The sequence below is a fragment of the Ruegeria sp. genome (genome assembly GCF_965199275.1).
GTDB lineage: Bacteria > Pseudomonadota > Alphaproteobacteria > Rhodobacterales > Rhodobacteraceae > Ruegeria.
Genome location: NZ_CBDAQX010000015.1, coordinates 39,837 through 65,299, shown reverse-complemented (window position 1 = coordinate 65,299; position 25,463 = coordinate 39,837). Strand labels below are relative to the sequence as shown.

22 protein-coding genes and 4 pseudogenes are annotated in these 25,463 nt (G+C 58.8%); 14 read left to right on the top strand and 12 right to left on the bottom strand.

The window, feature by feature from the left end; all coding sequences use genetic code 11:
- Nucleotides 1-176: 176 nt before the first annotated feature.
- Nucleotides 177-329 (top strand): annotated as a pseudogene (locus ACOERD_RS11525) (EamA/RhaT family transporter); the annotation flags it as partial.
- 56 nt (nucleotides 330-385) lie between these two features.
- Complete coding sequence (gene cobO / locus ACOERD_RS11520; RefSeq protein ID WP_419739115.1) at nucleotides 386-985, top strand: cob(I)yrinic acid a,c-diamide adenosyltransferase; 600 nt, start codon at nucleotides 386-388, stop codon at nucleotides 983-985.
- Here the strand turns inward: cobO and ACOERD_RS11515 are convergent.
- From ACOERD_RS11515 to ACOERD_RS11500, 4 genes are all read right to left on the bottom strand, one after another.
- Nucleotides 982-1,167, bottom strand: a complete 186-nt coding sequence (locus tag ACOERD_RS11515; protein WP_170472797.1) for a hypothetical protein — start codon at nucleotides 1,165-1,167, stop codon at nucleotides 982-984. The genes cobO and ACOERD_RS11515 overlap by 4 nt on opposite strands.
- 251 nt (nucleotides 1,168-1,418) lie before the next feature.
- Complete coding sequence (locus ACOERD_RS11510) at nucleotides 1,419-1,784, bottom strand: SPW repeat domain-containing protein (protein WP_170459394.1); 366 nt, start codon at nucleotides 1,782-1,784, stop codon at nucleotides 1,419-1,421.
- Nucleotides 1,785-1,895: 111 nt separating this feature from the next.
- Nucleotides 1,896-2,846, bottom strand: a complete 951-nt coding sequence (locus ACOERD_RS11505; RefSeq protein WP_419739114.1) for a cupin domain-containing protein — start codon at nucleotides 2,844-2,846, stop codon at nucleotides 1,896-1,898.
- 111 nt (nucleotides 2,847-2,957) lie between these two features.
- Nucleotides 2,958-3,824, bottom strand: coding sequence for a branched-chain amino acid aminotransferase (locus tag ACOERD_RS11500; RefSeq protein ID WP_419739113.1), 867 nt, complete (start codon nucleotides 3,822-3,824; stop codon nucleotides 2,958-2,960).
- Nucleotides 3,825-3,983: 159 nt separating this feature from the next.
- On the opposite strand from ACOERD_RS11500, the gene ACOERD_RS11495 reads away from it, so the two are divergent.
- Together ACOERD_RS11495 and ACOERD_RS11490 are read left to right on the top strand one after the other, a co-directional pair.
- Complete coding sequence (locus tag ACOERD_RS11495) at nucleotides 3,984-4,496, top strand: MarR family winged helix-turn-helix transcriptional regulator (RefSeq protein ID WP_419739112.1); 513 nt, start codon at nucleotides 3,984-3,986, stop codon at nucleotides 4,494-4,496.
- Nucleotides 4,493-5,221 (top strand): response regulator, encoded by a 729-nt coding sequence (locus ACOERD_RS11490; RefSeq protein WP_419739111.1) that lies wholly within the window; start codon nucleotides 4,493-4,495, stop codon nucleotides 5,219-5,221. Before ACOERD_RS11495 ends, ACOERD_RS11490 begins: the two co-directional genes overlap by 4 nt.
- A gap of 108 nt (nucleotides 5,222-5,329) precedes the next feature.
- On the opposite strand, the gene ACOERD_RS11485 is transcribed toward ACOERD_RS11490, so the two are convergent.
- Entirely contained in the window at nucleotides 5,330-6,511 is a 1,182-nt protein-coding gene (locus ACOERD_RS11485) for an ISNCY family transposase (RefSeq protein WP_419737631.1), read from the bottom strand.
- A 169-nt stretch (nucleotides 6,512-6,680) separates the two neighbouring features.
- Here ACOERD_RS11485 and ACOERD_RS11480 point away from each other — a divergent pair.
- The 4 genes and pseudogenes from ACOERD_RS11480 (at nucleotide 6,681) to dxs (ending at nucleotide 10,657) form a co-directional block, all read left to right on the top strand.
- A pseudogene (locus ACOERD_RS11480) lies at nucleotides 6,681-7,606 on the top strand (histone deacetylase family protein).
- Nucleotides 7,603-7,845 (top strand): exodeoxyribonuclease VII small subunit, encoded by a 243-nt coding sequence (locus tag ACOERD_RS11475; protein ID WP_120634800.1) that lies wholly within the window; start codon nucleotides 7,603-7,605, stop codon nucleotides 7,843-7,845. Before ACOERD_RS11480 ends, ACOERD_RS11475 begins: the two are co-directional and overlap by 4 nt.
- Entirely contained in the window at nucleotides 7,846-8,712 is an 867-nt protein-coding gene (locus tag ACOERD_RS11470; protein WP_419739110.1) for a polyprenyl synthetase family protein, read from the top strand.
- A gap of 16 nt (nucleotides 8,713-8,728) precedes the next feature.
- Nucleotides 8,729-10,657, top strand: a complete 1,929-nt coding sequence (dxs, locus tag ACOERD_RS11465) for a 1-deoxy-D-xylulose-5-phosphate synthase (protein ID WP_419739109.1) — start codon at nucleotides 8,729-8,731, stop codon at nucleotides 10,655-10,657.
- Nucleotides 10,658-10,666: 9 nt separating this feature from the next.
- Here the strand turns inward: dxs and ACOERD_RS11460 are convergent, their stop codons facing one another.
- Complete coding sequence (locus tag ACOERD_RS11460) at nucleotides 10,667-12,877, bottom strand: hypothetical protein (RefSeq protein WP_419739108.1); 2,211 nt, start codon at nucleotides 12,875-12,877, stop codon at nucleotides 10,667-10,669.
- A gap of 193 nt (nucleotides 12,878-13,070) precedes the next feature.
- On the opposite strand from ACOERD_RS11460, the gene ACOERD_RS11455 reads away from it, so the two are divergent.
- Nucleotides 13,071-14,039, top strand: a complete 969-nt coding sequence (locus tag ACOERD_RS11455; protein ID WP_419739107.1) for a glycosyltransferase family 2 protein — start codon at nucleotides 13,071-13,073, stop codon at nucleotides 14,037-14,039.
- Nucleotides 14,040-14,042: 3 nt separating this feature from the next.
- On the opposite strand, the gene ACOERD_RS11450 is transcribed toward ACOERD_RS11455, so the two are convergent.
- Nucleotides 14,043-16,112, bottom strand: coding sequence for a glycosyltransferase family 2 protein (locus ACOERD_RS11450; RefSeq protein WP_419739106.1), 2,070 nt, complete (start codon nucleotides 16,110-16,112; stop codon nucleotides 14,043-14,045).
- A gap of 279 nt (nucleotides 16,113-16,391) precedes the next feature.
- On the opposite strand from ACOERD_RS11450, the gene ACOERD_RS11445 reads away from it, so the two are divergent.
- Nucleotides 16,392-17,450, top strand: coding sequence for an IS110 family transposase (locus tag ACOERD_RS11445; RefSeq protein ID WP_419739105.1), 1,059 nt, complete (start codon nucleotides 16,392-16,394; stop codon nucleotides 17,448-17,450).
- 108 nt (nucleotides 17,451-17,558) lie between these two features.
- On the opposite strand, the gene ACOERD_RS11440 is transcribed toward ACOERD_RS11445, so the two are convergent.
- The 4 genes and pseudogenes from ACOERD_RS11440 to ACOERD_RS11425 all read right to left on the bottom strand — a co-directional run.
- Nucleotides 17,559-18,740 (bottom strand): ISNCY family transposase, encoded by a 1,182-nt coding sequence (locus ACOERD_RS11440; RefSeq protein WP_419737600.1) that lies wholly within the window; start codon nucleotides 18,738-18,740, stop codon nucleotides 17,559-17,561.
- 89 nt (nucleotides 18,741-18,829) lie between these two features.
- Nucleotides 18,830-18,991, bottom strand: coding sequence for a hypothetical protein (locus ACOERD_RS11435; RefSeq protein ID WP_419739104.1), 162 nt, complete (start codon nucleotides 18,989-18,991; stop codon nucleotides 18,830-18,832).
- Nucleotides 18,991-20,031 carry a glycosyltransferase family 2 protein gene (locus ACOERD_RS11430; RefSeq protein ID WP_419739103.1) on the bottom strand — a complete coding sequence of 347 codons (1,041 nt, stop codon included), beginning with the start codon at nucleotides 20,029-20,031 and terminating at the stop codon, nucleotides 18,991-18,993. The genes ACOERD_RS11435 and ACOERD_RS11430 overlap by 1 nt, the downstream gene beginning before the upstream one ends.
- 189 nt (nucleotides 20,032-20,220) lie before the next feature.
- Nucleotides 20,221-20,337: pseudogene (locus tag ACOERD_RS11425) on the bottom strand (heat-shock protein); the annotation flags it as partial.
- Nucleotides 20,338-20,455: 118 nt separating this feature from the next.
- Between ACOERD_RS11425 and istA the strand changes: the two are divergent.
- From istA to istB, 4 genes and pseudogenes are all read left to right on the top strand, one after another.
- Nucleotides 20,456-21,022, top strand: a pseudogene (gene istA, locus ACOERD_RS11420) (IS21 family transposase); the annotation flags it as partial.
- Between the two features lie 243 nt (nucleotides 21,023-21,265).
- The gene (locus tag ACOERD_RS11415; RefSeq protein WP_419737763.1) at nucleotides 21,266-22,297 is read left to right on the top strand and encodes an IS110 family transposase; all 1,032 of its coding nucleotides are present in this window, start codon (nucleotides 21,266-21,268) and stop codon (nucleotides 22,295-22,297) included.
- Nucleotides 22,285-23,253 carry a Mu transposase domain-containing protein gene (locus ACOERD_RS11410; RefSeq protein WP_419739102.1) on the top strand — a complete coding sequence of 323 codons (969 nt, stop codon included), beginning with the start codon at nucleotides 22,285-22,287 and terminating at the stop codon, nucleotides 23,251-23,253. The genes ACOERD_RS11415 and ACOERD_RS11410 overlap by 13 nt, the downstream gene beginning before the upstream one ends.
- Nucleotides 23,240-23,971, top strand: a complete 732-nt coding sequence (gene istB / locus ACOERD_RS11405) for an IS21-like element helper ATPase IstB (protein WP_419737606.1) — start codon at nucleotides 23,240-23,242, stop codon at nucleotides 23,969-23,971. Before ACOERD_RS11410 ends, istB begins: the two co-directional genes overlap by 14 nt.
- Nucleotides 23,972-24,146: 175 nt before the next feature.
- Here istB and ACOERD_RS11400 read toward each other — a convergent pair whose 3' ends face one another.
- Nucleotides 24,147-25,457 (bottom strand): nodulation protein NodH, encoded by a 1,311-nt coding sequence (locus ACOERD_RS11400; protein WP_419739101.1) that lies wholly within the window; start codon nucleotides 25,455-25,457, stop codon nucleotides 24,147-24,149.
- Nucleotides 25,458-25,463: the final 6 nt, after the last annotated feature.

The following is a 25,463-nucleotide window of genomic DNA, read 5'->3' as shown; positions in this document are numbered from 1 at the left end:
GAGCGGTCGAGATTGGGCAAATCACTGTCGCAAGCCCGATTTTGAGCCCTCATCGTCACGCCTCCTCAAGCACCCGAAAAACCCCTTATTCTGCGCGGTTTAACGCCCCTCATCCCAGATAGGCCCGGATAGGCCCGGATAGGCCCGATTGAGCATTAATTCTGTCGTGGCACACAATCAGCTATTTCTGGTTCGATGAATTGCCAACGCTGGCGATCTTGCTGGGTGCGGCGCTGGTGATTGCAGGCAATGTGGTCGTAGTCTGGCGCGAACATCAGCTGGGGTTGGAGCGCGGCAAGGCGCGGTCTTTGACCGACCACAAACCGTGACTTTACCTTTCGCCAACTTCGCTTAGTTTGAGCGCAACAATCAATGAGGGCTCCGCATGAGTGACGCACAAAACCACAAGGAAAAGATGCAAAAGGTGCAGGCCAAGCACCGCAAGAAAGTTTCCGAGGCGGTCGACCCTGACCGTGGTTTGGTGCTGATCAATACCGGCAAGGGTAAGGGCAAATCCTCGGCCGCTTTTGGTGTGGTGATCCGTGCGCTTGGCTGGGGGCAGAAGGTGGCGGTCGTTCAGTTCATCAAGGGTAAATGGAAAACCGGCGAGCGGCGTTTTTTCGAAGAACGCGATCTGGTGACGTGGCACACGATGGGCGAAGGCTTTACCTGGGACACTCAGGATCGCGAGCGCGACATCGCGGCCGCCACAGCCGCGTTCGACAAGGCTTGCGACCTGATGGCCAGCGGAGACTACGATTTGGTCGTACTGGATGAGATCAACATCGCGCTGCGCTATGAATACCTGTCGGTTGAACGTGTGATTGAGGGGTTGAATGGCCGCTCCGACGAGACCAGCGTATTCCTGACGGGACGTGATGCCCCGCAAGAACTGCGGGACTATGCCGATCTGGTCACCGAGATGACCGAAGAAAAGCACCCTTTCAAGGCCGGAATCAAAGCCCAGCGCGGCGTGGACTACTAACCACGCGCCCCTTTGGGTGTTTCTTTGACAAATTCGTCCGAGGGCTGCTGGTTCAGCTCTCGGCATTTTTCTGCGTCGCAGGTCTTGCGATCCAGATAGGCCTCGACATCCGAGGCTAGTGCGTCGCAATCGCAGGACGCGCAACACGGGTCGGATAGCAGCTCTTCAAATCTGGTACGCATCGGTGCCCGCGGTCGTTCCCGGAACGGTGGCGGGCCATCACGACTGAACTTGCTGAGCCCACAGACCGCCCCGGAACCATGTGCTTGATCGGTTCATCTGGCGTTGATTTTTTCTGACTGTTTTTGTCGGTTTTTGCAAGGGAAAACGACCGGGCAAGATAGCGAGCCTGCTTTGCCCGGAAAAACAGACCCTAAAAAGGGAAAAGCCGCGCAAGATGGCGCGGCTTTGAGCAGTGAAGGATAGACTGGAATCAGGCCGCTGCGGTCTGTTCAGGCGCGCTGAGCGAGATTACAGCGACAACAGCGGCCCCGTTCAGCCAGTAGAACAGCGCGTCGATTCCCGAAAAGCCGAGCAAGCTGGGGGCCAGCAGGAAGGTCACGCCAACGGCCAGATCGACCGCGAGGTGCAGTTTGTAAGGCAACACCCGCCAGATCCCCAGGTGATGGTCGGTGAGTACAGTCAGGACGAAAGCGGCAACGCCAGTGACAACGGACAGCCAAAGCGCCAGCGGGTTGGATTGGCCCAGCCCAAGCACAAAGGGCAGCACCATCAGCGCAATGGCAACGGGATAGTCGAGATAGGCGTGAATATTGCGGGTGACAAAACGGAGGGACATCTGGATTTCCTTTCCTCAATCAGAGACAGATCAAGAATAGGAACTGACTTGAGAACGTAGCAGCCCAGATCGTTTACAAAACATTGCAGATCGTTCAGGAGTGCAGGTGGATCAGTGCATCTCGCGATAAGCAGCGGGGGACACTCCGACCTGTTTCTTGAACACCCGCGAAAACGCCGCCTCAGACGCATATCCGGCCTCGGCTGCGGCGTCGGCCACGTTCCAACGCCCCTTGGTCAGACCGTGGCAGGCGATCTGCATCCTCCAGTCCGTCAGATATTGCATCGGGGTGGTTCCCATCTTCTCGGCAAAGAGCTGAGCGAAGGCCGTGCGCGACATCGCGGCCTCATTGGCAAGGCTGGCCACGCTCCACTCCTGCGCGGGGGCTTGGTGGAACGCAGTCAAAGCGCGCGAGATCCGCGGGTCGGCAAACCCGGCCAAGGCGTCATCGTCGGGGCTTTGATGCTCCAAATAGGCCCGGATCGCCTGAGCAAACAGCACTTCGGACAGTTTCAGGGCAATCAGGTCGCCGCCAATCCGCGCGCCGGACACTTCTGAGCCGATCATGCGCAGGGTGGCCTCGATCCACGATCCCGCTTCTTCTCCGTAATTCTGGATCAGGATGTAGGGCGGCAGCCGGTCGATCAGCATATGACCGGTGCCATTCCGGCCAGCCGGTCCAGTGAAGGAAAAATGCCCGCAGATCAGTTGGGTATCGCGTTCTTCGTTCCCGCCGCCATAGACCAGAACGCCGTCACCGGTATAGCCCGCGATGTCGAGGACCTGTTCCAATGGCAGAGCGTCAAATGGCCTGACCTCATTGCACAGCAGCGTATGCTGCGCGCCATGCGGGATCACGATCAGGTCGCCCTGTTTCAGACGAACGGTCTCGCCGGTTGCCGGGATGTGGACCTTCAGCTCTCCGCGCTGGACGAAATGAAACCGGGCCACGTTTTCAAAGCCGGGCACCTGAATCCCGAAAGGCGGTGTGAAGGAGGTTCGGAAATAGAACGTACCGCGCAAGGACAGGCGGGTGAGGATATCGCTGAGTAGGTCCAACATAGGCCAAAGATACAGCGCAGCACGTCAAGGTCCATGCTGTTGAACGATCTGCAAGATACTCTGCACGATCTGCAACAAAAACCCCCGCCGAAGCGAGGGTTTCAGGTCTTATCAGGCGCGGACGAGTTTCTCGTAGTCTTCCGCGATTTCGCGGGTCAGATCGCCCACTTCAAACGTGTAGTCGCCAATCTGCCCGACCGGAGTAACTTCGGCCGCCGTTCCGGTCAGCCAGCATTGCTCGAAATCAGCCATTTCCTCGGGTTTGATGCGGCGTTCATGCACGGTAATGCCCTTGTCTTTCAGCATCTGGATGACGGTCTGGCGCGTGATGCCGTTCAGGAAGCAATCTGCCAGCGGTGTGTGGACCTCACCATCCTTGACGAAGAAGACGTTGGCACCGGTGGCCTCGGCCACGTAGCCGCGCCAATCCATGAACAGCGCATCCGAACAGCCTTTGGACTCGGCCTTATGCTTGGAGATGGTGCAGATCATGTAAAGACCCGCCGCTTTGGCGTGAACCGGAATGGTCTCAGGGCTGGGGCGTTTCCATTCGGCGATATCGAGCTTGGCACCCTGCATCTTGGCGTCACCATAGTAGGCCCCCCAAGGCCAGACGGCAACAGCCATCCGCACGGGGTTTTTGGCCGAGGCCACGCCCATATCCTCGCCCGACCCACGCCAGACCAGCGCGCGGACGTATGCGTCTTGCAGGCCGCTGGCTTTCAGGGCCTCTTCCTTGGCGGCCTCGATCTGATCCACGTCGTAGGGCATCGGCATGTCCAGCGCCTCGGCCGAGGCGATCAGGCGTTCGGAATGTTCCCGGCTCTTGAAGATCTTGCCGTTATAGGCGCGCTCGCCCTCGAACACGGACGAGGCGTAGTGCATCGCATGTGTCAGGATATGGACATTGGCCTCGCGCCATGGGACCAGCTTGCCATCCAACCAGATGGTGCCATCACGATCATCATACCCCGCCATGCGAAACCTCCTGAACCGGGTTGAATTTGCGAATGTTGCGCTAGTTAGGTCCGGAGCGGACACAATCTTGCGCAAAAACTGCGATTCGATACCTGTCTGCCCTTGGAATGTCAATAAGGCTGACTTAAACTGCAAACCGAGTAACGCATGAGGCATGATATGTCCGAAATCCGCCCCGCCCCGATCTACAGGGGTGAAAGCCTGTTATTCCTAACCGATGAGCAGTTGCGGCAGGGGATTGAGGCGATGTTTTTCGCCTATCGCGGGTTTACGGCAGATCCGGATCGTATCCTCTCGGAAATGTCTTACGGGCGGGCGCATCACCGGGCGATCCACTTCATCAACCGCGCCCCCGGCACGACGGTCAACAACCTGCTGGCCATTCTGGGCGTCACCAAACAATCCCTGAACCGGGTGCTACGGACCCTGATCGAAGACGGCATGGTCGAAAGCCGGGTTGGGACCGTCGACAAGCGCGAGCGGCATCTGTTTCTGACTGAAAAAGGCCGCGCGCTTGAGGCAACATTGTCCGACGCCCAACGCGCGCGCATGCGGGCCGCTTACAAGGATGCAGGCCCCGAGGCCGTGGCCGGTTTTCGCAAAGTACTTGAAGCAATGATGGATGCTGATATGCGTCATGCTTACAAGAAGTTGCGGGATACGACCTCATGAGCGATATGGATGCCCACCTGCTGATCGTCGACGATGACGAGCGAATTCGCGACCTGCTGAAGAAGTTTCTGATGCGGAACGGGTTTCTGGTGACCGCCGCGCGCGACGCGGCGCATGCGCGTCGGGTGCTGTCCGGGCTGGACTTCGACATGATCGTTCTGGATGTGATGATGCCCGGCGAGGATGGTGTGAGCCTGACCAAAGCGCTGCGCGAGACACACAGCACTCCGATCCTTTTGCTGACGGCGCGTGGCGAGACCGAGCATCGAATTGCGGGCCTTGAGGCCGGAGCCGATGACTACTTGGCCAAACCGTTTGAGCCGAAAGAGCTGTTGCTGCGCATCAACGCCATTCTGCGGCGGATGCCCGAAGCTCCGGCTCAGGACGCGGCGGCGAAAATCCTGACCCTTGGCCCGATCCGTTACGATATTGAGCGGGGTGAGATGTGGCAGGGTGAGGACCCGGTGCGTCTGACCGCGACGGAAAGCCAGTTGATGAAGATCTTCTCGGCCAAGCCAGGTGAGCCGATCAGCCGGGCAAAGCTGGTCGAGGATCTGGGACGCGACAAGGGGCAGGCGCAGGAGCGTGCAGTCGACGTGCAGATCACGCGGTTGCGCCGCAAAATCGAACAGGACCCCAAGCAGCCTCGATACCTGCAAACCGTTCGCGGAGCAGGTTATATGCTGGCACCGGATGTCGAGAACATTCTGAATTGTCCGGTGTAGGTAACATGCCAATTGTCCGCTTCAGTTGATTGCGCGGTGGCCCAATTCGGAGGGAGCCGTAGGCGACCGTAGATTTGGGCCACCGCGTTCGCGCCACGTCGAAGCGGGTCACGCGACTTTGTGTTTGCTATCCTCCTGTGTGATGGGTGATCCGTCAGGCTGGTAGCGGCCAATGCATCTCGGGCCGTGGAAGATGACCAGTTGACCATCGGGGTATTCGTGGACCCTGACCTTCGCCTTGACGAAATGATGACGGTGCCTGTCTGCCGCGATCTGCATGACCAGGCCCTTGTAGCGCACCGTATTGTCGTTGCCGACGACGCGGTCTTCCTGCACACACAGGGTGTCGCGCACATTGCCTGTAAACGGCACGAAGGCCGAGGTCGTATCCTCCGGCTCCTTTGCAAACAGGGCATTGTGTTCGGGAAGATAGACCTCTTTCAGGAACTGATTGGCCTCTTCAATGGTTGTGATCCCATGGGACCGCAGTTCCTGCGGCAATCGGTTCTGGAACGTGCCAAACATGCGTTCAGACCGTCCACGGGCCTGCGGTGAATAGGCCGGGATCAGCTCAATGCCGAGTTGCTGCAAGGCGCGCCCGACCTGGGTCAGATTGTCCTTGTCCACTTTGCCGCCCGCTTCGGGCGTATGCCAGTAATGAGAGCCCCGATCGGCATAGAGCGAGCAAAACAGACCTTGCGCCTCGATCACCTCTGTCAGCCCCTGAAAACTGCTCATCGTCCCTTCTTCCTCGACAAAGAATGCCGAATAAACCCGGTTGGTGGCATCGTCCATGGTGACGATCAGATCCCACCACTGACCCGGAACCCATTCATGGCTGGAGCCGTCCTGATGCAACATCATGCCAACCATCGGACGGCGGGGCCGCTTGCGCCGATGGGCACCTCGTCGGGGTGCTGCCTGAACCCGGCCGTGGCGCTGCAGTGTAAGCCGCACCCAGTTGTAGCTCTGTGTGAAACCATGGTGGGCCACCAGCTTCTCGTGGAAATGCTTCGGCGTGTAATCCCAGTACTTGGTATCAAACAGTTCAAGCATCTCCATGACCTTATCCGTGGCAACACGATTGTTGGCCAGTTTGCCAAGCCGACGGTCGTACAGACCTTCTGCACCATCCGCCTCAAATCGATCCTCCCAACGCCTGACGGTGCGCACGGATACACCCAGTATCTCAGCCGCCTGTTCTTGCGTCAGCTTGTTCGCGCTTCGCCGCGAATACACATCTTCAAACTTCATCAGTCGAACTTCCTGTAACACTTCTGCTCGGTTCATAACGCCTCCTCTCAGAGACAGAATAGAACCGGACAGATCGCATGTTACATACACCGGACATATCGCGTGTTAGCGACATTATATGCTGGCACCGGATTGACCGGGCCGCTACGCGGCGATTTTATGCCTTCGGCGAAGATATTTTTAGCCAGATGAAGAGGGGATCCCGATGAAGACGGCCTTGTTCACCCACGCAGATTGTCTGGGCCATGTGACCCCCGATGGTCACCCTGAGCGGGTGGCGCGGCTGGAGCATATTCTGCACGCGCTGGAGGCTTTGGATCTGGACCGCAGGACCGCTCCGATGGTGGCGGATGATGATTTGCTGCGGATTCACCCTGAGGACTATATCCGAGATATCCGGGCCGCGCGGCCTGCCGAAGGGTTTACGCAGATTGATGGGGATACGTTTATGTCTCCGGGGTCGGTCGATGCCGCGTATCGGGGCGCTGGGGCCGTTGTTCGGGCGGTGGATCTGGTGCTGTCCGGCGAAGTCCCGAACGCATTCTGCGCCATTCGCCCGCCGGGTCATCACGCAGAAACCGACAAGGCGATGGGATTTTGCCTGTTCGGCAATGCAGCTTTGGGTGCGAAACATGCGCTGGATCATCACGGGCTGGCCCGTGTTGCGGTGGTGGATTTCGATGTACACCACGGCAATGGCACGCAAGACCTGTTATGGGACGAGAAACGCGCGCTTGTGATCACCAGCCAGCAGATGCCCTTATGGCCAGGCTCCGGTCGACCCGATGAAACCGGGGCTTACGACACGGTTCTGAACATACCCCTGCACCTGCAAGCGGTGGGGCTGAGATGCGCGCAGCCTATGAGTCGCAGGCCTTCCCGCGCCTGAGAGCCTTCAAGCCCGAACTGATCATTATCTCGGCCGGGTTTGATGCCCATCAGGACGATCCACTGGCCAATCTCAACTGCTCCACGGGCGACTTCGCCTGGATCACGTCTGAGCTGTGCAAGATCGCCGACGAGGTTTGTGAGGGCCGTATCGTCTCGACTCTCGAAGGCGGGTATGATCTGAACGCATTGGCCGAGGCGACACGCGCCCATGTGGAAGAACTGATGAAGGCAGCACGATGACCGATACCCCCGTTGAGCAGATGACGTTTGAACAGGCGATGAAAGAGCTTGAGGCCGTAGTCGGCCAATTGGAACGCGGTGACGTGGCGCTGGATCAGTCGATTGCGCTCTATGAACGCGGCGCGGCTTTGAAAAAGCGCTGCGAAGATGAGTTAAAGCGCGCTGAGGAAAAAGTCGCCGCGATTACGCTGGACGCCAACGGGCAGCCAACCGGGACGACTCCAGTCGAAGGTCAGTAAATGTTTCGCGACAGGCTGGCGCAGGATGCGGCGCGGGTTCAGAGCCATTTTGATCTGGTTCTGGGGGAACTTGACGATCTTGATGTGACGCGGGCCATGGCCTACGCCACCGAAGGCGGAAAGCGTCTGCGGGGGTTTCTGGTTCTGGAAAGCGCGCGCTTGCATGGCGTTAGTGCCACGCAGGCGATCTGGCCCGCGACCGCGATTGAGGCGTTGCACGCTTATTCCCTCGTCCATGATGACCTGCCCTGTATGGATGACGATGACCTGCGGCGCGGGCGCCCGACGGTTCACGTGAAGTGGGACGAAGGCACTGCTGTTCTGGCCGGGGATGCCTTGCAGACCCAGGCCTTTGAGCTTTGCACGCGGCCTGACGTCGGCAAGCCCGAGATTCGCGCCGAACTGGCGATGACTCTGGCCAAGGCAAGTGGGGCGCAGGGTATGGTTCTCGGTCAGGCACTGGATATTGCGGCTGAAACGGCCTCTGCCCCTCTGTCGCTGGACGACATCACACGGCTGCAAGCAGGCAAGACGGGGGCGTTGATCGAATGGTCCGCCTGTGCGGGCGCTCGGTTGGCGCAGGCTAATCCGACCCCGTTGCGCCAATATGCCCAAGCCCTTGGGCTTGCTTTTCAAATCGCCGATGACATCTTGGATATCGAGGGCGATGCCGAAAAGGCCGGAAAACGGCTGCAAAAAGATGCAGATGCGGGCAAGGCAACCTTTGTTTCGCTTCTGGGAATGGATGCAGCCAAGGCCCGTGCAGCAGAGCTGGTGGGCGAAGCCTGCGCCGCGCTGGATGGGTACGGCGCCAAGGCTGAAACCTTGAAGGACGCTGCTCGCTTCGTTATTGCCCGGGACAGCTAAGCCAGGAACGCGCCAAATGTCTGACCGTCCGAATACGCCACTGCTGGACCTTGTGAACCGCCCTGCGGATCTGAAGCAGTTCTCGGATGCGCAACTGCATCAGGTGGCGCAGGAATTGCGGGCCGAGACGATCTCGGCCGTGTCGGTCACCGGCGGGCATCTGGGCGCAGGCCTTGGTGTGGTAGAGTTGACGACGGCGCTGCATGCGGCCTTCGACACACCGCGCGACAAGATCATCTGGGACGTGGGGCATCAGTGCTATCCGCACAAGATCCTGACCGAACGGCGCGACCGTATCCGCACCTTGCGCATGAAAGAGGGCCTCAGCGGGTTCACCAAACGCAGTGAAAGCCCCTATGACCCGTTTGGCGCGGCGCATTCCAGCACCTCGATCAGCGCCGCATTGGGCTTTGCCGTCGCGCGTGATCTGGGCGGTGTAACGCCAGAAGGGCTGGGCGATGCGATTGCGGTGATCGGTGACGGCTCGATGTCTGCGGGCATGGCGTTTGAGGCGATGAACAACGCAGGCCACCTGCGAAAGCGCCTGATCGTGATCCTGAACGACAATGAAATGAGCATCGCGCCACCCGTCGGCGCTCTGTCGACCTACTTGTCGCGCATCTACGCCGAGGAACCGTTTCACGAGCTGAAGGCCGCTGCCAAAGGCGCGGTTTCTCTGCTGCCCGAGCCATTCCGCGAAGGGGCCAAACGCGCGAAAGAGATGCTCAAAGGGATGGCTGTTGGCGGGACCTTGTTCGAAGAGCTCGGGTTCTCTTACCTCGGCCCGATTGACGGGCATGACATGGACCAGTTGCTGCCGGTTCTGCGCACCGTCAAGGCACGGGCCACGGGGCCGATCCTGATCCACGTACTGACCAAAAAGGGCAAGGGCTACGCCCCGGCCGAGCAGGCTCGCGACAAAGGCCACGCGACCGCCAAGTTCGATGTGGTCACTGGTGAACAGAAAAAAGCGCCCTCAAACGCGCCGTCCTATACCTCGGTCTTTGGCAAAACGCTGGTGGAAGAGGCCGCACGCGATGACAAGATCGTCGCCGTCACCGCCGCCATGCCCGATGGTACCGGGTTGAACCTGTTTGCGGAACGCTACCCCTCGCGCTGTTTTGACGTGGCGATTGCGGAGCAGCATGGCGTGACCTTCAGTGCCGCGCTGGCTGCAGGTGGGATGAAACCCTTCTGCGCGATGTATTCGACATTCCTGCAGCGCGGCTATGATCAGGTTGTGCATGACGTGGCAATCCAGCGCCTGCCGGTGCGCTTTGCCATCGACCGTGCCGGTCTTGTTGGCGCGGATGGCGCCACTCATGCCGGGTCCTTCGATATTGCCTATTTGGCTAATCTGCCGGGCATGGTGGTGATGGCCGCCGCAGATGAGGCCGAGCTGATGCATATGGTGGCCACCGCAGCAGCCCATGACGACGGCCCGATTGCGTTCCGTTATCCCCGGGGAGAGGGCGTTGGTGTCGACCTGCCCCAGCGGGGCGAGGTTATCGAAATCGGCAAAGGCCGGTTGATCCAGAAAGGCGCGCGCGTGGCTTTGTTGTCCTTCGGCACCCGTCTGGCCGAGGTTCAGAAAGCGGCCGAGGCCTTGTCGGCGCGCGGCATCACCCCGACTATTGCGGACGCACGTTTTGCCAAGCCGCTGGACCGCGATCTGATCCTTGAATTGGTCGAAAACCACGAGGCACTGATCACCATCGAGGAAGGCGCCATTGGCGGTTTCGGCAGCCACGTCGCGCAGCTCTTGGCCGACGAAGGCGTGTTTGATCGCGGGTTCAAATACCGCTCGATGGTCCTGCCCGACATCTTCATTGATCAGGCCAGCCCGGCGGACATGTATGCGGTGGCGGGCATGAATGCCGAACAGATCGAAGCCAAGGTTCTGGATATTCTGGGCGTTGCGACCATCGGCGAAAAACGCGCCTGATAGCCGCCCTTAACCCAGTTCCTTCAACCCCAGCCGCACGGCCCGGTTGGGGTTTTGTTTCAGGATATGCGCCCCCAGGCGACGGGCGAGGTCCTTGTGCCCTTTCTTGACCGCACGATTGAACAGCTCTCGCTGATAGCGCGGGAATTGTCTGCGGGCGCGCAGAAGGGTGTAGAACTCAGCCTCGGTCAAGGTTCCGTTCAACGCCCCCAGAATGATCGGGTGCAGGATACCCATCTGCAGCAGAGAGGACCCCAACCGATGCCCCAGCAGCGGCGCACGCAGATGCGAGACGTTGGTATTCGTGAACCGCGCGGCGTGGCCCGCATCCAGCGGCTCATAAGGGTCATAAAGGATCGACACCCGCTGCGCGGCCTGACTGACCTGCGCGGCATCGCCATAGGGGCCGGAAAAGTCCCGATCCCACACGGTTTTATATCGCGTCTCCCACGGCACGACGGACTTGTCGACCGTGCTTTGCGGTGAGATCGCAACCACATCGCAGCCCGGTGCAGCCGGAGAAAAGGCGCAGGCCGCATAGCCGCCCATCGAGGCCCCATAGAACACAACGCGCTGAAACTGCTTGAAGAACCCGCTCTGCTTCAACTCATCGAATTGGTAATAGACCCAGGGTTCGCGATACCAGGTCCACCCGCCTGCAATGGCCGACAGCATCGACCAGTTCTGCTCTTTGATGAAAGAATATCCCCATGGGCGGCGGTCTTTGCGGTTGTTCATCGCCACGTCCAGATTGTCGAAAGTCACGACGAGAGTGTCCTTGGACCGCGGCATAAAAAGCAGCGAGTGCCCGTTCTCGCCCGGCCTATACCAGCCGTCCTTTCCGGCCAAATCCGTCGCGATCCGCGCCCAGCTGCTTGCGGCATCGGTGGGTTCCGGCGGTTTGGGCAGGACCTTCACGCGGGTGATCTCGTGCCCGTCAACCTCATGCGTGGCGATCTTTTCATTGGTCCCGAAGGCCTTGAGGAAGGGAAACGCGCCCGAACCTTTGCGGATATCCATGAACAGCCGCGTGTCGGAATGCAGCATCCGGGTCAGGAATTTCTCAAGGAACGGCACCCTATAGTGATCGCCGAACCCTTGGAGATTGCACAGCACATCCACCGGTTTGAGCCGGTCCTGGGAGGTGATGATTTCGATCCGGTCCCGGTCAACCTCATGATCGGTCAGAAAGGCGACATAGTCGGCGATCCACGGCTCCTCTTCGGATTTGAACTTGCCGCGACGGTTGACGTCGACCAACTTGACGTCGCAATCGAACTTGTGATGCAGCGCAAGAACAAAGCTGCGCGCCTTGCCGGTCAGATCCGCGACCGAGCGGACCTCGGTCAGGTCGACCTCATCAATAAGCGCACCGTCAAACACCAAGTGCCCGCGCCCTTTGATCGGCGCGAGGGCGGGGTTGATGCCCGTCTCGGCCACAAGTTTAGCAAGGTAGCTGCCTTTGGGCGGCAGGCCGCCATGTTGATTGCCCAGCTGGCGCTTGTTCGAGGCCCACAAATGCAGCGCCGTGGTGTCTTCGGTCATCTGCCGCTTGGCCCGCATCACGCGACGTAAGTACGTGTTCCGCTCGGGGAATGTGACCGGGTAGAAGGCGCTGACCGGAAGGGTGTGGTTTTCCAAACCCAAGGCGTGAACAAAATGGGTCACCATCATCGGCCCCCAGACACCCCATGGTTGCTGCGAAATGTGAACCGGGTTGCCAGTTTCCGCCGCCTGCTGCATGGCGCGCTGTTTCGCCTTCGGCAGGAACGGCGCAATGGAATAGCGATCCTCGGTGAAGTCCAGCATCTGGCGCAGTAGCTCACTGTCCGAGGGCATTCCCAGCACCGCGTTGTTAATCCGAGGCGAGGCCGGCAGCTCATACCCAAAGACATAGTCGCTGTCATAGGTCATGGGACGGTGGCAGAAGACATCCGTGTCGATCCAGATCATGCCTGGGCATTTCTGAATCATGTGCAGCCGGAACCAATCGGCAAACAGCGCGAATGAGTTCTTCTGTTCGTATTTGATGAAATCGTCGGTATCTATGATCTCGCGCCCGTCACGACGGATCACGCCATCGGGGACGTTGGGGATATCCTCGTAGGAAAACAGGGTGATCTTCTGCCCTTTGTCCACAAAGGATTTCAGGCACAGCTGTTCAAGCCAACTGAGCGGGCCACCGATCCATAACGTGCCAACCTCGCGCGTGCGTGCCATCCGCGTATCCTTGTGCCTGCGTGTATTTTGGCACACGCGTCGTTTTCTTGATCCTAAGGTCTTGCGCCGCGCTTGGGTACCGCCAGATTACGCAGCAGGCGCGAATAGTTGGCGGGGCGTGACCTTGCTGCATCCCGTTTTTCGCCGCATACATAAGACCCAGGCGCCAAGGCAGGCAAGCGAGCAGACAGTCATGAGCAACGAGACTTATACAGTCGTCTCCACGATGAAAAACGAAGGCCCCTACATCATCGATTGGGTGGCGCATTACAAAACGCTGGGCTTTGACCACATTCTGGTCTGCACGAATGACTGCACTGATCCCACCGTCGAAATCCTTCTGCGCCTGCAAGAGATGGGGCTGGTCACTCAGCATAACACGATCATTCGCGGCGGCGGGATTCACCGTTCGGCCCTGCGGCAGGCCTCGCGCCGCTACGACATCGTGATGGATGCCAAATGGGTCTTTGTCTGCGATGTGGATGAGTACCTGAATATCCATATGGGCGATGGCTCGGCTCGCGCGCTGGTCGAAGGGTCTGGTGCGGATGCGGATGTGATCTCGGTCCCTTGGCGGGTCTTCGGTCCGGACCATATCGAGCGGTTCGACGATGCGCCCGTCACCCAGCAATTCACCATGGGCGAGCTTGAATGGGACGCAGAGGAACGGCCCAAAACCGGTAAATTCGTCAAGTCTCTCTACACCAACCAGCATAAATTCAAGCGGATGGGCCTGCATGCGCCAGTGTCGCTTGATGAGCATGTCTCGGACACGAAGCGTGTTCTGCCCGGCGGCGCGGACTACGTCGTTGATGGCGCCCGCACCGAGAACCCGCCCCTGTTTACCCACGCGCAGGTCAACCACTACGCGTTGCGTTCGATGGAGAGTTTTCTGATCAAACGCGCGCGCGGGCGGGCGAACCACAGCCACCACGTGCTGGGTATGGAATACTGGGACAGGTTCAACCTCAACGACGAAAAAGACACCTCGATCGAGCGCTACGCCCCCCAAAGCAACAAACTGGCGGAGGAACTGAAATCGGACCCGGTTTTGAGCGCTCTGCACGCGCGGGCGGTCGAATGGCACCGGCGCAAAGCAGCCTCAATGAAGCTGGATCCGGAAATGGATGAGCTGGTAAACGGACTGAAAGCTGCGCTTTAGGCTCTAATGTTGGGTTTCCCCGTCATGATCGACGGTAAAGAACCAATCCTTGTCGGGGTCACGTTCCAGCACGTCATCCGGAATGGATGAAGGACCTTTGAGGAACACATTCGCCCCGAAATGCCGGTGCAGACGCGCAAGCTTTTCAAGGCGCGCGCCGGTCAGTTCGGCGTAGAACGCGGCGTAGTTCGGCGTGGCCTTCAGCTCCGCGATCTTGGCCCGGTGGCGATCTACCGAATGGGCATGTGCGGCGGCGATCTCGGGATCGCTGAGCAGGCGGTCCAACTCCACCCGCATCGCAGGCACCATACGCGCGATGGAATGATCCTCGGCGTAGTTGTTGTTCATACGGAACCAGTAGGCGAGGCCCTGATCGCGCTCAACATGGTTCACCCGGCCCCGGTCACGCTTGACCAGAAAGCTCTCGGCCGAACGAACGGCGTAGTGGTTCAGTTGCACCAGATCATAGCCATAGGTGTTGATCGTGGAGCGCCAGCCATTGCGAAACATCGAACGCGGCATCGGCGCGCCGGACCCGTTGACCCAGTTGATCTCCTCCCACAATTGCGGATTGAGGCCCTTGGGGCGATGTACACCCAGCTTTCGGAACAGCCCGATATTGCGGAATAGCGTCTTGAACCCCCAGGCCTGATGCGGTTTGCGGGCGTATTCAGGGGCGCAGCGCTGGAACTGTTCGATAATGGACCTGTCTTCGAACTCGTGCGAATCGCCGTTGCCGAACAGACGCCAAGTCATCGCGATCATGTTGGCGTCAGGCACCGCGGCAAACAGCGCGTCCAGAGTGCCGTCGCCGCATTTGATGTTCACGTATTCATCCACATCAATGCAGGCGACCCACGTGGCATCCCTGACGATCTGCTCATCATCCGCGGAATGCAGGGCCGCGTGCTGCGGGCGCATGTCCATCTGACGGAACGGGTTGTCTCGGTGCTGAACCAGACCTTTGCTTTGCAGCATCTCCAGCATCGTATCGGTGCCGTCTGTGCAGTCATTGGTGTAGATCAGGAAATCATCGAACCCGATGGCACGGTGATAGGCGAGCCATTCCAGAATGAACGGACCTTCATTCTTCATCGTGGTCACGATGGCACAACGCCCGCGCCCTGTTTCCTTTGAGGTGACCTCCAGCTCGGGCATCCGCACCGGTTTGTGCCCCCAGGTCGTGGTGGACAAATGCAACAGTGGCTCATGCTCGATCAGAGAGGTCTTGGGCACGATTTTCGAGATCGAGCGTGTTGGGTGCCGCAACAGCATATGGCGGTAGAATTCCATGGTTCGGGTCGAATCCGGGCGCGCATTTCCTACCCGGACCAACCGCCAGACCGCATCTGGGGCAGATTTGGCCGGCGCGATGCACCAGCGCTGCCGACCGCCAGACGCATCGAACTGCACGCAGATATGATCGCCGAAATGCGCCTTTTGGCCCGCTCGCACGCGCCATGGATAGCAATGCCGCCCGAACAGCGCGATTAGACCGCCCTCGGCTGCGACGGCTGCGTCGAAGACGGATATATCTGTTTCGACCATCAGGTCATGTACGTCGATGTTGGCCACGGCGCGCGCCTGCGCCAGAAACCGGATGCGCAAGATTTCATAGACCGAAAACGCGCCAAGCGGGCCGTCCCATGGGCTGGGGGGCGGGACCTTCATCCGGTCCTTGCCCGGAGACTCGCTGACGCAAAACGGGTGCGCCTCGGGCGGAAGGTCGGGTTTGCCCAGCGGGACAGGGCTTTGGACCAGAACCACCTGACAGGGCAAGGCATGGCTTTCCAGGCCCTCGCGAAGCGCGGCGGCAAACCCATTCTCTGCACCGGGAGGGGCACGGTCGAGGATCACTGCAGCCTCAAGCCCCTGCGTTTCGATATGATAGGCCAGCCACTGCAACACGATCTCAGCACTTTCGCCGTTGCGTTGAGCGATAAACGCGTTCTGTCCCTCAAACAGCGCGCATTCGGAGGGCGCGCAGGTTAGATCAGAGGGCTCCCCGCAGATCGTGAACCGAGGGCGGGCGTTCAGCGGCAGGCGATATCGCAGGATGCGCGCGTCGCCCACAGCCCCCGTCTCCTCGAGCACGCCGCCCTCAGTGGAGGGGGTATGAATGATTTGTGATCGGCCAAACGCCCTGAATCTGTTAGAGGATTCGGGGAGGCGGATAGGTCTCAGGCTGGATGTTTTCGTAGGGCATTGTGACCCTGTAGTGGAGCTTAGCCTTCGCCTGTTTCCGAACAGCCCCCATAGGGCCCGGTTTTGGCCGGTGATCCTGCATAGGAGCTTGGTTTGGCCGTTCACGCCCCATTGGGGGCTCCGCCTCCTTGAGCAGGGAGTATAGCCATGGCTTACATAGGTGTCGATCTTCATACGAATTCCTTCACGATCTGTCGGCGTGAGACGGACGGATCGGAAACATTCCAAACCTTTCAACTGTCCGCGCAGGCGCTTGAGCAGTTCTGTCAGAGCCTTGATGCGGATGACGAACTGGCGGTCGAGGCCACCGGCAACACGGCCTGGTTCTGCGGTGAGGTGGAACCCTGTGTCGGCCGGATCGTTGTGGTCAACCCGCGCCAGTTTAAAGTGATCCGCACATCGGTGAAGAAAACCGATCGCAACGATGCCCGCGCCCTGGCGTTTTTCCTGTCGAAGGACATGCTGCCGGAAACCCGGCTCAAGTCCACTCAGGAAAGCGAACTGGCCTCGCTGACCCGGACGCGTGACATGCTGGTCAAACAGCGCACCATGCTGCTGAACGGCATCCACGCGATGTTTGTCCGTCACGGCATGAAGCTGAAGAAGGAAGGGTTGTCCAGCAAGAAGCGCCTGCGCGACCTGGATCTCAGCCGCTTCACACCGCTTGAGCAGGTCGAACTGGCGGCATTGCGGGACCAGGCGCTCGGCCTGACCGAGACCCTGAACCGTATCGACAAGGCCATCGAGGAGGCCGCCTCGGCCATGAAAGGCTTTGAGGGGCTCACCAGCATCAAGGGGATCGGTGCGCGATCTGCCGCGGTCCTGCTGGCGGGGATCGGCAGGGTTGAAGACTTCTCCGACGCGGACAAGCTGGCCGCCTATGTCGGCATCGTGCCCAAGGTGAGCAACTCAAACGAAACCGAACATCACGGGCGGATCACGAAGCGCGGCAACAAGCTCATGCGCACCACGCTGGTGCAATGTACGCTCATCGCGATCCGCTATTCGGGATATCTCAACAGCCATTATCGGCGCATCAAGGAACGCCGTGGCGCGGGCAAGGCGATCATAGCCACTGCCCGCAAGCTGCTCAAGATCATCTATGACACGCTCAAGAACGGCTGGGTCTTCGACGATTTTGTCGAATTTAAAATCAAACAAAATCAATGTCATGCTGTCGAGAACATTCTGAATTGTCCGGTGTAGGTAACATGCCAATTGTCCGCTTCAGTTGATTGCGCGGTGGCCCAATTCGGAGGGAGCCGTAGGCGACCGTAGATTTGGGCCACCGCGTTCGCGCCACGTCGAAGCGGGTCACGCGACTTTGTGTTTGCTATCCTCCTGTGTGATGGGTGATCCGTCAGGCTGGTAGCGGCCAATGCATCTCGGGCCGTGGAAGATGACCAGTTGACCATCGGGGTATTCGTGGACCCTGACCTTCGCCTTGACGAAATGATGACGGTGCCTGTCTGCCGCGATCTGCATGACCAGGCCCTTGTAGCGCACCGTATTGTCGTTGCCGACGACGCGGTCTTCCTGCACACACAGGGTGTCGCGCACATTGCCTGTAAACGGCACGAAGGCCGAGGTCGTATCCTCCGGCTCCCTTGCAAACAGGGCATTGTGTTCGGGAAGATAGACCTCTTTCAGGAACTGATTGGCCTCTTCAATGGTTGTGATCCCATGGGACCGCAGTTCCTGCGGCAATCGGTTCTGGAACGTGCCAAACATGCGTTCAGACCGTCCACGGGCCTGCGGTGAATAGGCCGGGATCAGCTCAATGCCGAGTTGCTGCAAGGCGCGCCCGACCTGGGTCAGATTGTCCTTGTCCACTTTGCCGCCCGCTTCGGGCGTATGCCAGTAATGAGAGCCCCGATCGGCATAGAGCGAGCAAAACAGACCTTGCGCCTCGATCACCTCTGTCAGCCCCTGAAAACTGCTCATCGTCCCTTCTTCCTCGACAAAGAATGCCGAATAAACCCGGTTGGTGGCATCGTCCATGGTGACGATCAGATCCCACCACTGACCCGGAACCCATTCATGGCTGGAGCCGTCCTGATGCAACATCATGCCAACCATCGGACGGCGGGGCCGCTTGCGCCGATGGGCACCTCGTCGGGGTGCTGCCTGAACCCGGCCGTGGCGCTGCAGTGTAAGCCGCACCCAGTTGTAGCTCTGTGTGAAACCATGGTGGGCCACCAGCTTCTCGTGGAAATGCTTCGGCGTGTAATCCCAGTACTTGGTATCAAACAGTTCAAGCATCTCCATGACCTTATCCGTGGCAACACGATTGTTGGCCAGTTTGCCAAGCCGACGGTCGTACAGACCTTCTGCACCATCCGCCTCAAATCGATCCTCCCAACGCCTGACGGTGCGCACGGATACACCCAGTATCTCAGCCGCCTGTTCTTGCGTCAGCTTGTTCGCGCTTCGCCGCGAATACACATCTTCAAACTTCATCAGTCGAACTTCCTGTAACACTTCTGCTCGGTTCATAACGCCTCCTCTCAGAGACAGAATAGAACCGGACAGATCGCATGTTACATACACCGGACATATCGCGTGTTAGCGACACAAAATCAATGTCATGCTTGACAATCATCATAGGAGATGACATCCTCGGGTGCTATCAAACGATCAAAGAACAACTTGACGATTTGCGCGCCACCATCCTGATGCACAACCGCATCGAGTAGGATCGCGACACCCAGATCCTGACCTGCAAGTTGCCGTTCGATCAGCCCCATCACTCGGCCGCCTTTGACAAAAGCGAGACCTGCCGGGCAACAAACGCAGCCCCCTCTTGAGCGGAGGGCGGGATGCTGTTGACCAGCCCTAGGCGGAACTCCAGCCGCACGGCCTCGATGTCTTGCTGCAGGGCCGCATAGCTGGCACGGTGCCAGTTCAGGCAGGCCTCATGCGCGGCGGCTACGCCGGGCAGGTCCATCAGGTCGGCATAAACAGCCCGGGTCGCATTCATCATTGCGGAAATGCTTGTCTCTTCGACCGTGTTCCAGTTGCGCTCGGCCCAATAGGTCATCCCAATCTCGCGATCCATGTGGTTCGGCAAACCGCGCACGCGTTTGACCATGAACTCTTCGCGCGAGCGCAGGGCATAGTGGTTCAGCCAGACCTGACGCGCGCCCATTGGCAGACCATAGAGCGAAATCGCGCCGTCATTCCCCGCAAAGCCCGCAGGCAAGTCCGCCCCATCCGGTCCGATCCAACGCGCAGGTTTTGACGGTTTGCTGCGGGGCCGATGCACCCCCAGCTTCTGAAACGCCGCCGGACGGTGGAGCGTCTTGAACAGGTGGCCGAGGGGAAAATGCAGATCCTCTGGCGCGGCTTGTGTAAACCTCTCGGGCGTCAAACCGCTGCCACGCTGTACTTGACCACCCGTGCCAAAGAACCGCCACGGCAGGGCAAGGGCATCGAAGAGCCCCGATGCTGCCTCGAACCGGGTCAGTAGATCGGGCAGCGAAGCGTCCTGCAGGCACAAGAATTCATCACAATCGAAAAACAACGCCCAGTCGGCCGAAGCGTAAGCCGGGTGATCCGAGGCCAGCTTCAGCGCCTGCCACTGCACGGCCTTGTTGCCCTTGGGGATGAAGGGAAGATGCTCAATCCGCGCATCCTGTGCCAGCGCCCGCAACAACGTATCCGACCCATCCGAACAATCGTGGCTCAGCACCAGAAACCGGTCGACGCCCGCCGCAAGGTGATGGGCCAGCCATTCCAGCAGAAACGGCCCGTCATCCTTCTGACATGTGATGCCCAATAGGGTCATGCATGACCTCTGACTGCTCTTGGTCTTTTCATTCACTTATAGGCGGATCGGAACAGGAAAGCCACGCGGTTGATCAGGGAACGGAGCCCTTGGGTAGCGCCAAAAAACAACGCCCCGCGCCTGGAGGAACGCGGGGCGGGTGTTGCGGCAGTCAGGGAGGAGGAGACCGCCGCAGAAGCTTAAGGCGTGTTAGTTCACGGCCTTGGCATCAACCACATCTTTTTCGATGGCCTTGCCAGAGGAGATCTGGATCCGGCGCGGTTTCAGCGCTTCGGGCACTTCGCGCTTGAGGTCGATGTTCAGCATGCTGTAGAAAAGCGTGCAATTTTGACCCCCTAAGCGGGGAAATCGGCGTCCAAATTTGACCCCTCCCTATGGTTGTAGACATCCTTTTCATTGAGCAGTCGATGGAGAGGCAAGCGGGATGATTTGCGTGGAAACTATTAGAAAAGTGCGTCGCTTACACCTGATCGAAAAAAAGAGCATCAAGGAAATTTGCCGTTCGCTCAATTTGAGCCGTGCAACGGTTCGAAAGATAATCCGATCGGGAGTGACGGAGTTCAAATATGAGCGCAAATCGCAGCCATACCCGGTGCTCGGGCCTTGGCGCGCGCGTCTGGATGAAACGCTTGAGGAGAACGAGGCGCTTCCGAAGAAACACCGCAAGCGGATGACCAAAATCTGGAAGGAACTCTCCGATGATGGTTTTGGCGGCGGGTATGACAGTGTTCGACGCTACACAAAGAATTGGCGCATTGCGCACGGCCGACAACAGGCGCAGGCGTTCATCCCGCTGATCTTTGATCCTGGGGAGGCGTACCAGTTCGACTGGAGTGTGGAGACGGTTTTGATGGACGGTGCACTCACGACCGTGAAGGTTGCCCATTTCAAACTTTGCCATAGCCGCATGCCATTCTCCATTGCCTATCCGCGCGAGACGCAGGAGATGGTCTTTGATGCCCACGACGAGGCCTTCAAATTCTTTGGTGGAGGGGGTATGAATGATTTGTGATCGGCCAAACGCCCTGAATCTGTTAGAGGATTCGGGGAGGCGGATAGGTTTCAGGCTGGATGTTTTCGTAGGGCATTGTGACCCTGTAGTGGAGCTTAGCCTTCGCCTGTTTCCGAACAGCCCCCATAGGGCCCGGTTTTGGCCGGTGATCCTGCATAGGAGCTTGGTTTGGCCGTTCACGCCCCATTGGGGGCTCCGCCTCCTTGAGCAGGGAGTATAGCCATGGCTTACATAGGTGTCGATCTTCATACGAATTCCTTCACGATCTGTCGGCGTGAGACGGACGGATCGGAAACATTCCAAACCTTTCAACTGTCCGCGCAGGCGCTTGAGCAGTTCTGTCAGAGCCTTGATGCGGATGACGAACTGGCGGTCGAGGCCACCGGCAACACGGCCTGGTTCTGCGGTGAGGTGGAACCCTGTGTCGGCCGGATCGTTGTGGTCAACCCGCGCCAGTTTAAAGTGATCCGCACATCGGTGAAGAAAACCGATCGCAACGATGCCCGCGCCCTGGCGTTTTTCCTGTCGAAGGACATGCTGCCGGAAACCCGGCTCAAGTCCACTCAGGAAAGCGAACTGGCCTCGCTGACCCGGACGCGTGACATGCTGGTCAAACAGCGCACCATGCTGCTGAACGGCATCCACGCGATGTTTGTCCGCCACGGCATGAAGCTGAAGAAGGAAGGGTTGTCCAGCAAGAAGCGCCTGCGCGACCTGGATCTCAGCCGCTTCACACCGCTTGAGCAGGTCGAACTGGCGGCATTGCGGGACCAGGCGCTCGGCCTGACCGAAACCCTGAGCCGTCTCGACAAGGCCATCGAGGAGGCCGCCTCGGCCATGAAAGGCTTTGAGGGGCTCACCAGCATCAAGGGGATCGGTGCGCGATCTGCCGCGGTCCTGCTGGCGGGGATCGGCAGGGTTGAAGACTTCTCCGACGCGGACAAGCTGGCCGCCTATGTCGGCATCGTGCCCAAGGTGAGCAACTCAAACGAAACCGAACATCACGGGCGGATCACGAAGCGCGGCAACAAGCTCATGCGCACCACGCTGGTGCAATGTACGCTCATCGCGATCCGCTATTCGGGATATCTCAACAGCCATTATCGGCGCATCAAGGAACGCCGTGGCGCGGGCAAGGCGATCATAGCCACTGCCCGCAAGCTGCTCAAGATCATCTATGACACGCTCAAGAACGGCTGGGTCTTCGACGATTTTGTCGAATTTAAAATCAAACAAAATCAATGTCATGCTTGACAATCATCATAGGAGGCTGCATCAACGGGATCTACGATAACATGACGACCGCCGTCGATGCGATCCTGTCGGGCAAGGAAAGAAAGTTCAACAAGGCATTCTCCCGGATGTGTTCTCATCATCTGGTGAACCCGATCGCCTGTACGCGCGCGGCCGGTTGGGAGAAGGGTCAGGTTGAGAATCTGGTCAAGGAGAGCCGCGCCTATAGTTTTACACCGCGTCTGGAGGTGGCCGACTTCGATGAATTGAATGCCCGGCTGCAAAAAGACGCGATCAAACGCGCAAAAGAACTGCGGCATCCGGAAAACCTGGAGGTGACGGTCTGGGAGGAGTTCCAGCAGGAAAAGCCGCTGCTGACGCATCTGCAGAAGCCCTTCGTCGGGTTCCGTGAAAAGACGGTCGCCGTGAGCCGAACCTGCCTGATCAACTTCGAAAGAAACAAATACAGCGTTGAGGCAAGAGCTGTTGGACGTCAGGTCCAGTTGCAGGTCTACGCCACGCGGATTGTCCTGCGCCAAGACGGTGAGATTGTCGGAGAGCACGAACGGTGCTTCGGCCGAGGAAAAACGATCTTCAACCCTTGGCACTATGTGCCCGTCCTCAAGCGCAAGCCTGGCGCTCTGCGCAATGGAGCACCGTTCCGTGACTGGGACCTACCACCGGCAATGACGCAGATCTGGACCCATCTGCGGGGCACATCCGACGGAGACCGGCAACTTGCCGATATTCTTTTCGCTGCTTACCAGCACGACATTGATGTGGTCGAGGCTGCCTGCGAAGAAGCTCTAAAATCTGGCCTGCGCAAGGCCGATGCGATCCTGAACATTGTCTCTCGGCGCACCAATCCCCCGCCGCCAAAGGCGATTGAGCCGCCTGCCCACCTGCAGCTGAAAATGGCACCGATCGCGGATTGCGCTCGCTATGACAGGCTTGGAGGCTCCCATGCAACTGCGTAAGGAAATTCTCGAACTTGCCCGTCAACTGAAGTTGCCAGGCATCGTCAACTGCTTTGACGAAGTGATGCAGGCCGCAGCCAAAAACAACTGGCGGCCCCAACAGGTCGTGGCCGAACTCCTCACGGCCGAACTGGCCGAAAAGACTGCGCGCTCGATCCGGTATCAGATGGGTGCCGCAAAGTTCCCGGTCTGCAAGTCCTTACCTGAGTTCGACTTCACGGTCAGCCCCGTCAACGAGGAAGTCGTGCGCAATCTTCATGACGGCGATTTTATGGACCAGGCCAGGAATGGCGTGCTGGTCGGTGGAACCGGATCGGGCAAAACGCATCTCGCAACAGCGATCGGGGGCCACGCGGTCAATAACCGCCGGCGGGTCAGGTTCTTCAGCGCTGTGGATCTCGCGAACAAGCTGGAGGCTGAACATCGCGAAGGCAACGCCGGGCGGCTCAGCGAGCAGCTGATCCGCGTCGACCTCGTGATTATAGACGAACTCGGTTATCTGCCGTTCGCAGAGTCTGGTGGACGATTACTCTTCCATCTCATCAGCAAACTGTACGAGCGAACGTCTATTCTGCTAACAACCAACCTCGCATTTGCTGAATGGCCGAGTGTGTTCACAGATGCCAAAATGACCACTGCTCTCCTGGATCGACTGACACACCATTGCGATATCATCGAAACCGGGAACGAAAGCTGGCGAATTAACCACCGCGACTAACCTCGAAATCGGGGAATAAATTCAAAACAGACAGCAGGTCAAACCTTCAGTCGAGCTACGCTCTCTTTTCGGTTTGACCTGCTGTCCACCCCCTCCTGAATCAACCTAAACACGACCCCCTCAACGCCCCTCTTAGCTCCAAGGGGGGTCAAATTTGGACGCCGATGGGGGGTCATTATTCAATGCCGATTGACAGTGGGTTTGCGTTCCCCAAGCTTGTTGCGAGATCGGGCAGAGCGGTCTGTAGGTCATCCTCTCGCAGAATCAGGTCGGGTAAGGCGATAGGCACCATCGCCTCGATCACCTTTGACTGGCTGCACCACATCGCATCAACTCGGATCGGAGTCTGGCCGTTCAGGTTGTGATGCAGGAAGGTCAGGAAAGCTGCAAACGCCGCATGGTGCTGGTCTTTCGAGTAATTCTTTTCACGCAACTGTCCGGGGATCGGCAGTTTGAATCGGTTTCGCAGCATGTGGCGGATATCGGCATAGTCCTCATGGTCCTTGGCCAGAACATAGTCGCAAAAGGCACTATGCGCGCGGGCGATTGGATGTTGCAGAACGGTGAATTTGCGGTGCCCAGGATGGGTTTGCATCCAGCTTTCGACCGCGTCTGTGGTGTCGTGCAATGCGCCCTCGTCGCACCCATCCAACCGGGTCAGCCACTGGGCAATAACAGGCTCTAATACACCGGGAATAGGTAAAAACAGAAGCGGTGTTGTCGGAGCCGCGATACATTTTGGCAGCTTTGGCGCGCGTCGTGGTTCCAGATCCGGTGTGCGGTACAAGGCGAAACGGTCCATCCCTGACACTGCGCGCGCCATCTCGTCCGGGTTGGTCACTTTGGTCACAGCGGCTGACGGGTTTTGCGGTTTGAGCGTATCGTCCAGCGCATCCAACCGCCCATCGACTCCTAGCCACCTGGCGAGACCGTTCAAAACCTCAAGATCACCCAGGTCATCATAGTTGATGTAAAAGGCCGTCTGACCGGATCTTTGCAGGTGGTTCAGCAGAGACGTCTGATAAGAGGCGAGGGCGTCGACGTAGTCCGAGAACTCAGCCGCGTCGAATTCGACTGTTTCCTCCAACCGGCGCTTGATGTTCTTCAACTGCCATTGCTTGGTTTTCCGAACGATCTTCAGCGACAGATAGCTGTCCAGCGGATTGCGGCTGAGGATGATCTTGGCGCAGAGAGGGTCGTTCACGACCTCAGGCAGGACACGCGGGTCGTGGTCCTGAAAATACCGAAAGCCGTGCAACGCGTCCGGGGCCGTGCGGATGGCTGCTAGAAGTCTGTCCGGATCGTCGTCCCTTTCGTCCAGTGTTAGACCCAGAATCTGGTCTGATTTCACCCGCCCGATGAAATGCGGGTTGAAGGCCTCGCCATGGCAGGTGAGGCCGTCGATCCGGTTCAGGTTGGCCTCTAACAGGTTTGATCCGGTGCGCATCGCACCCAGGATCACGAACGATTCAAAGAGACCGGCCATCGGGGA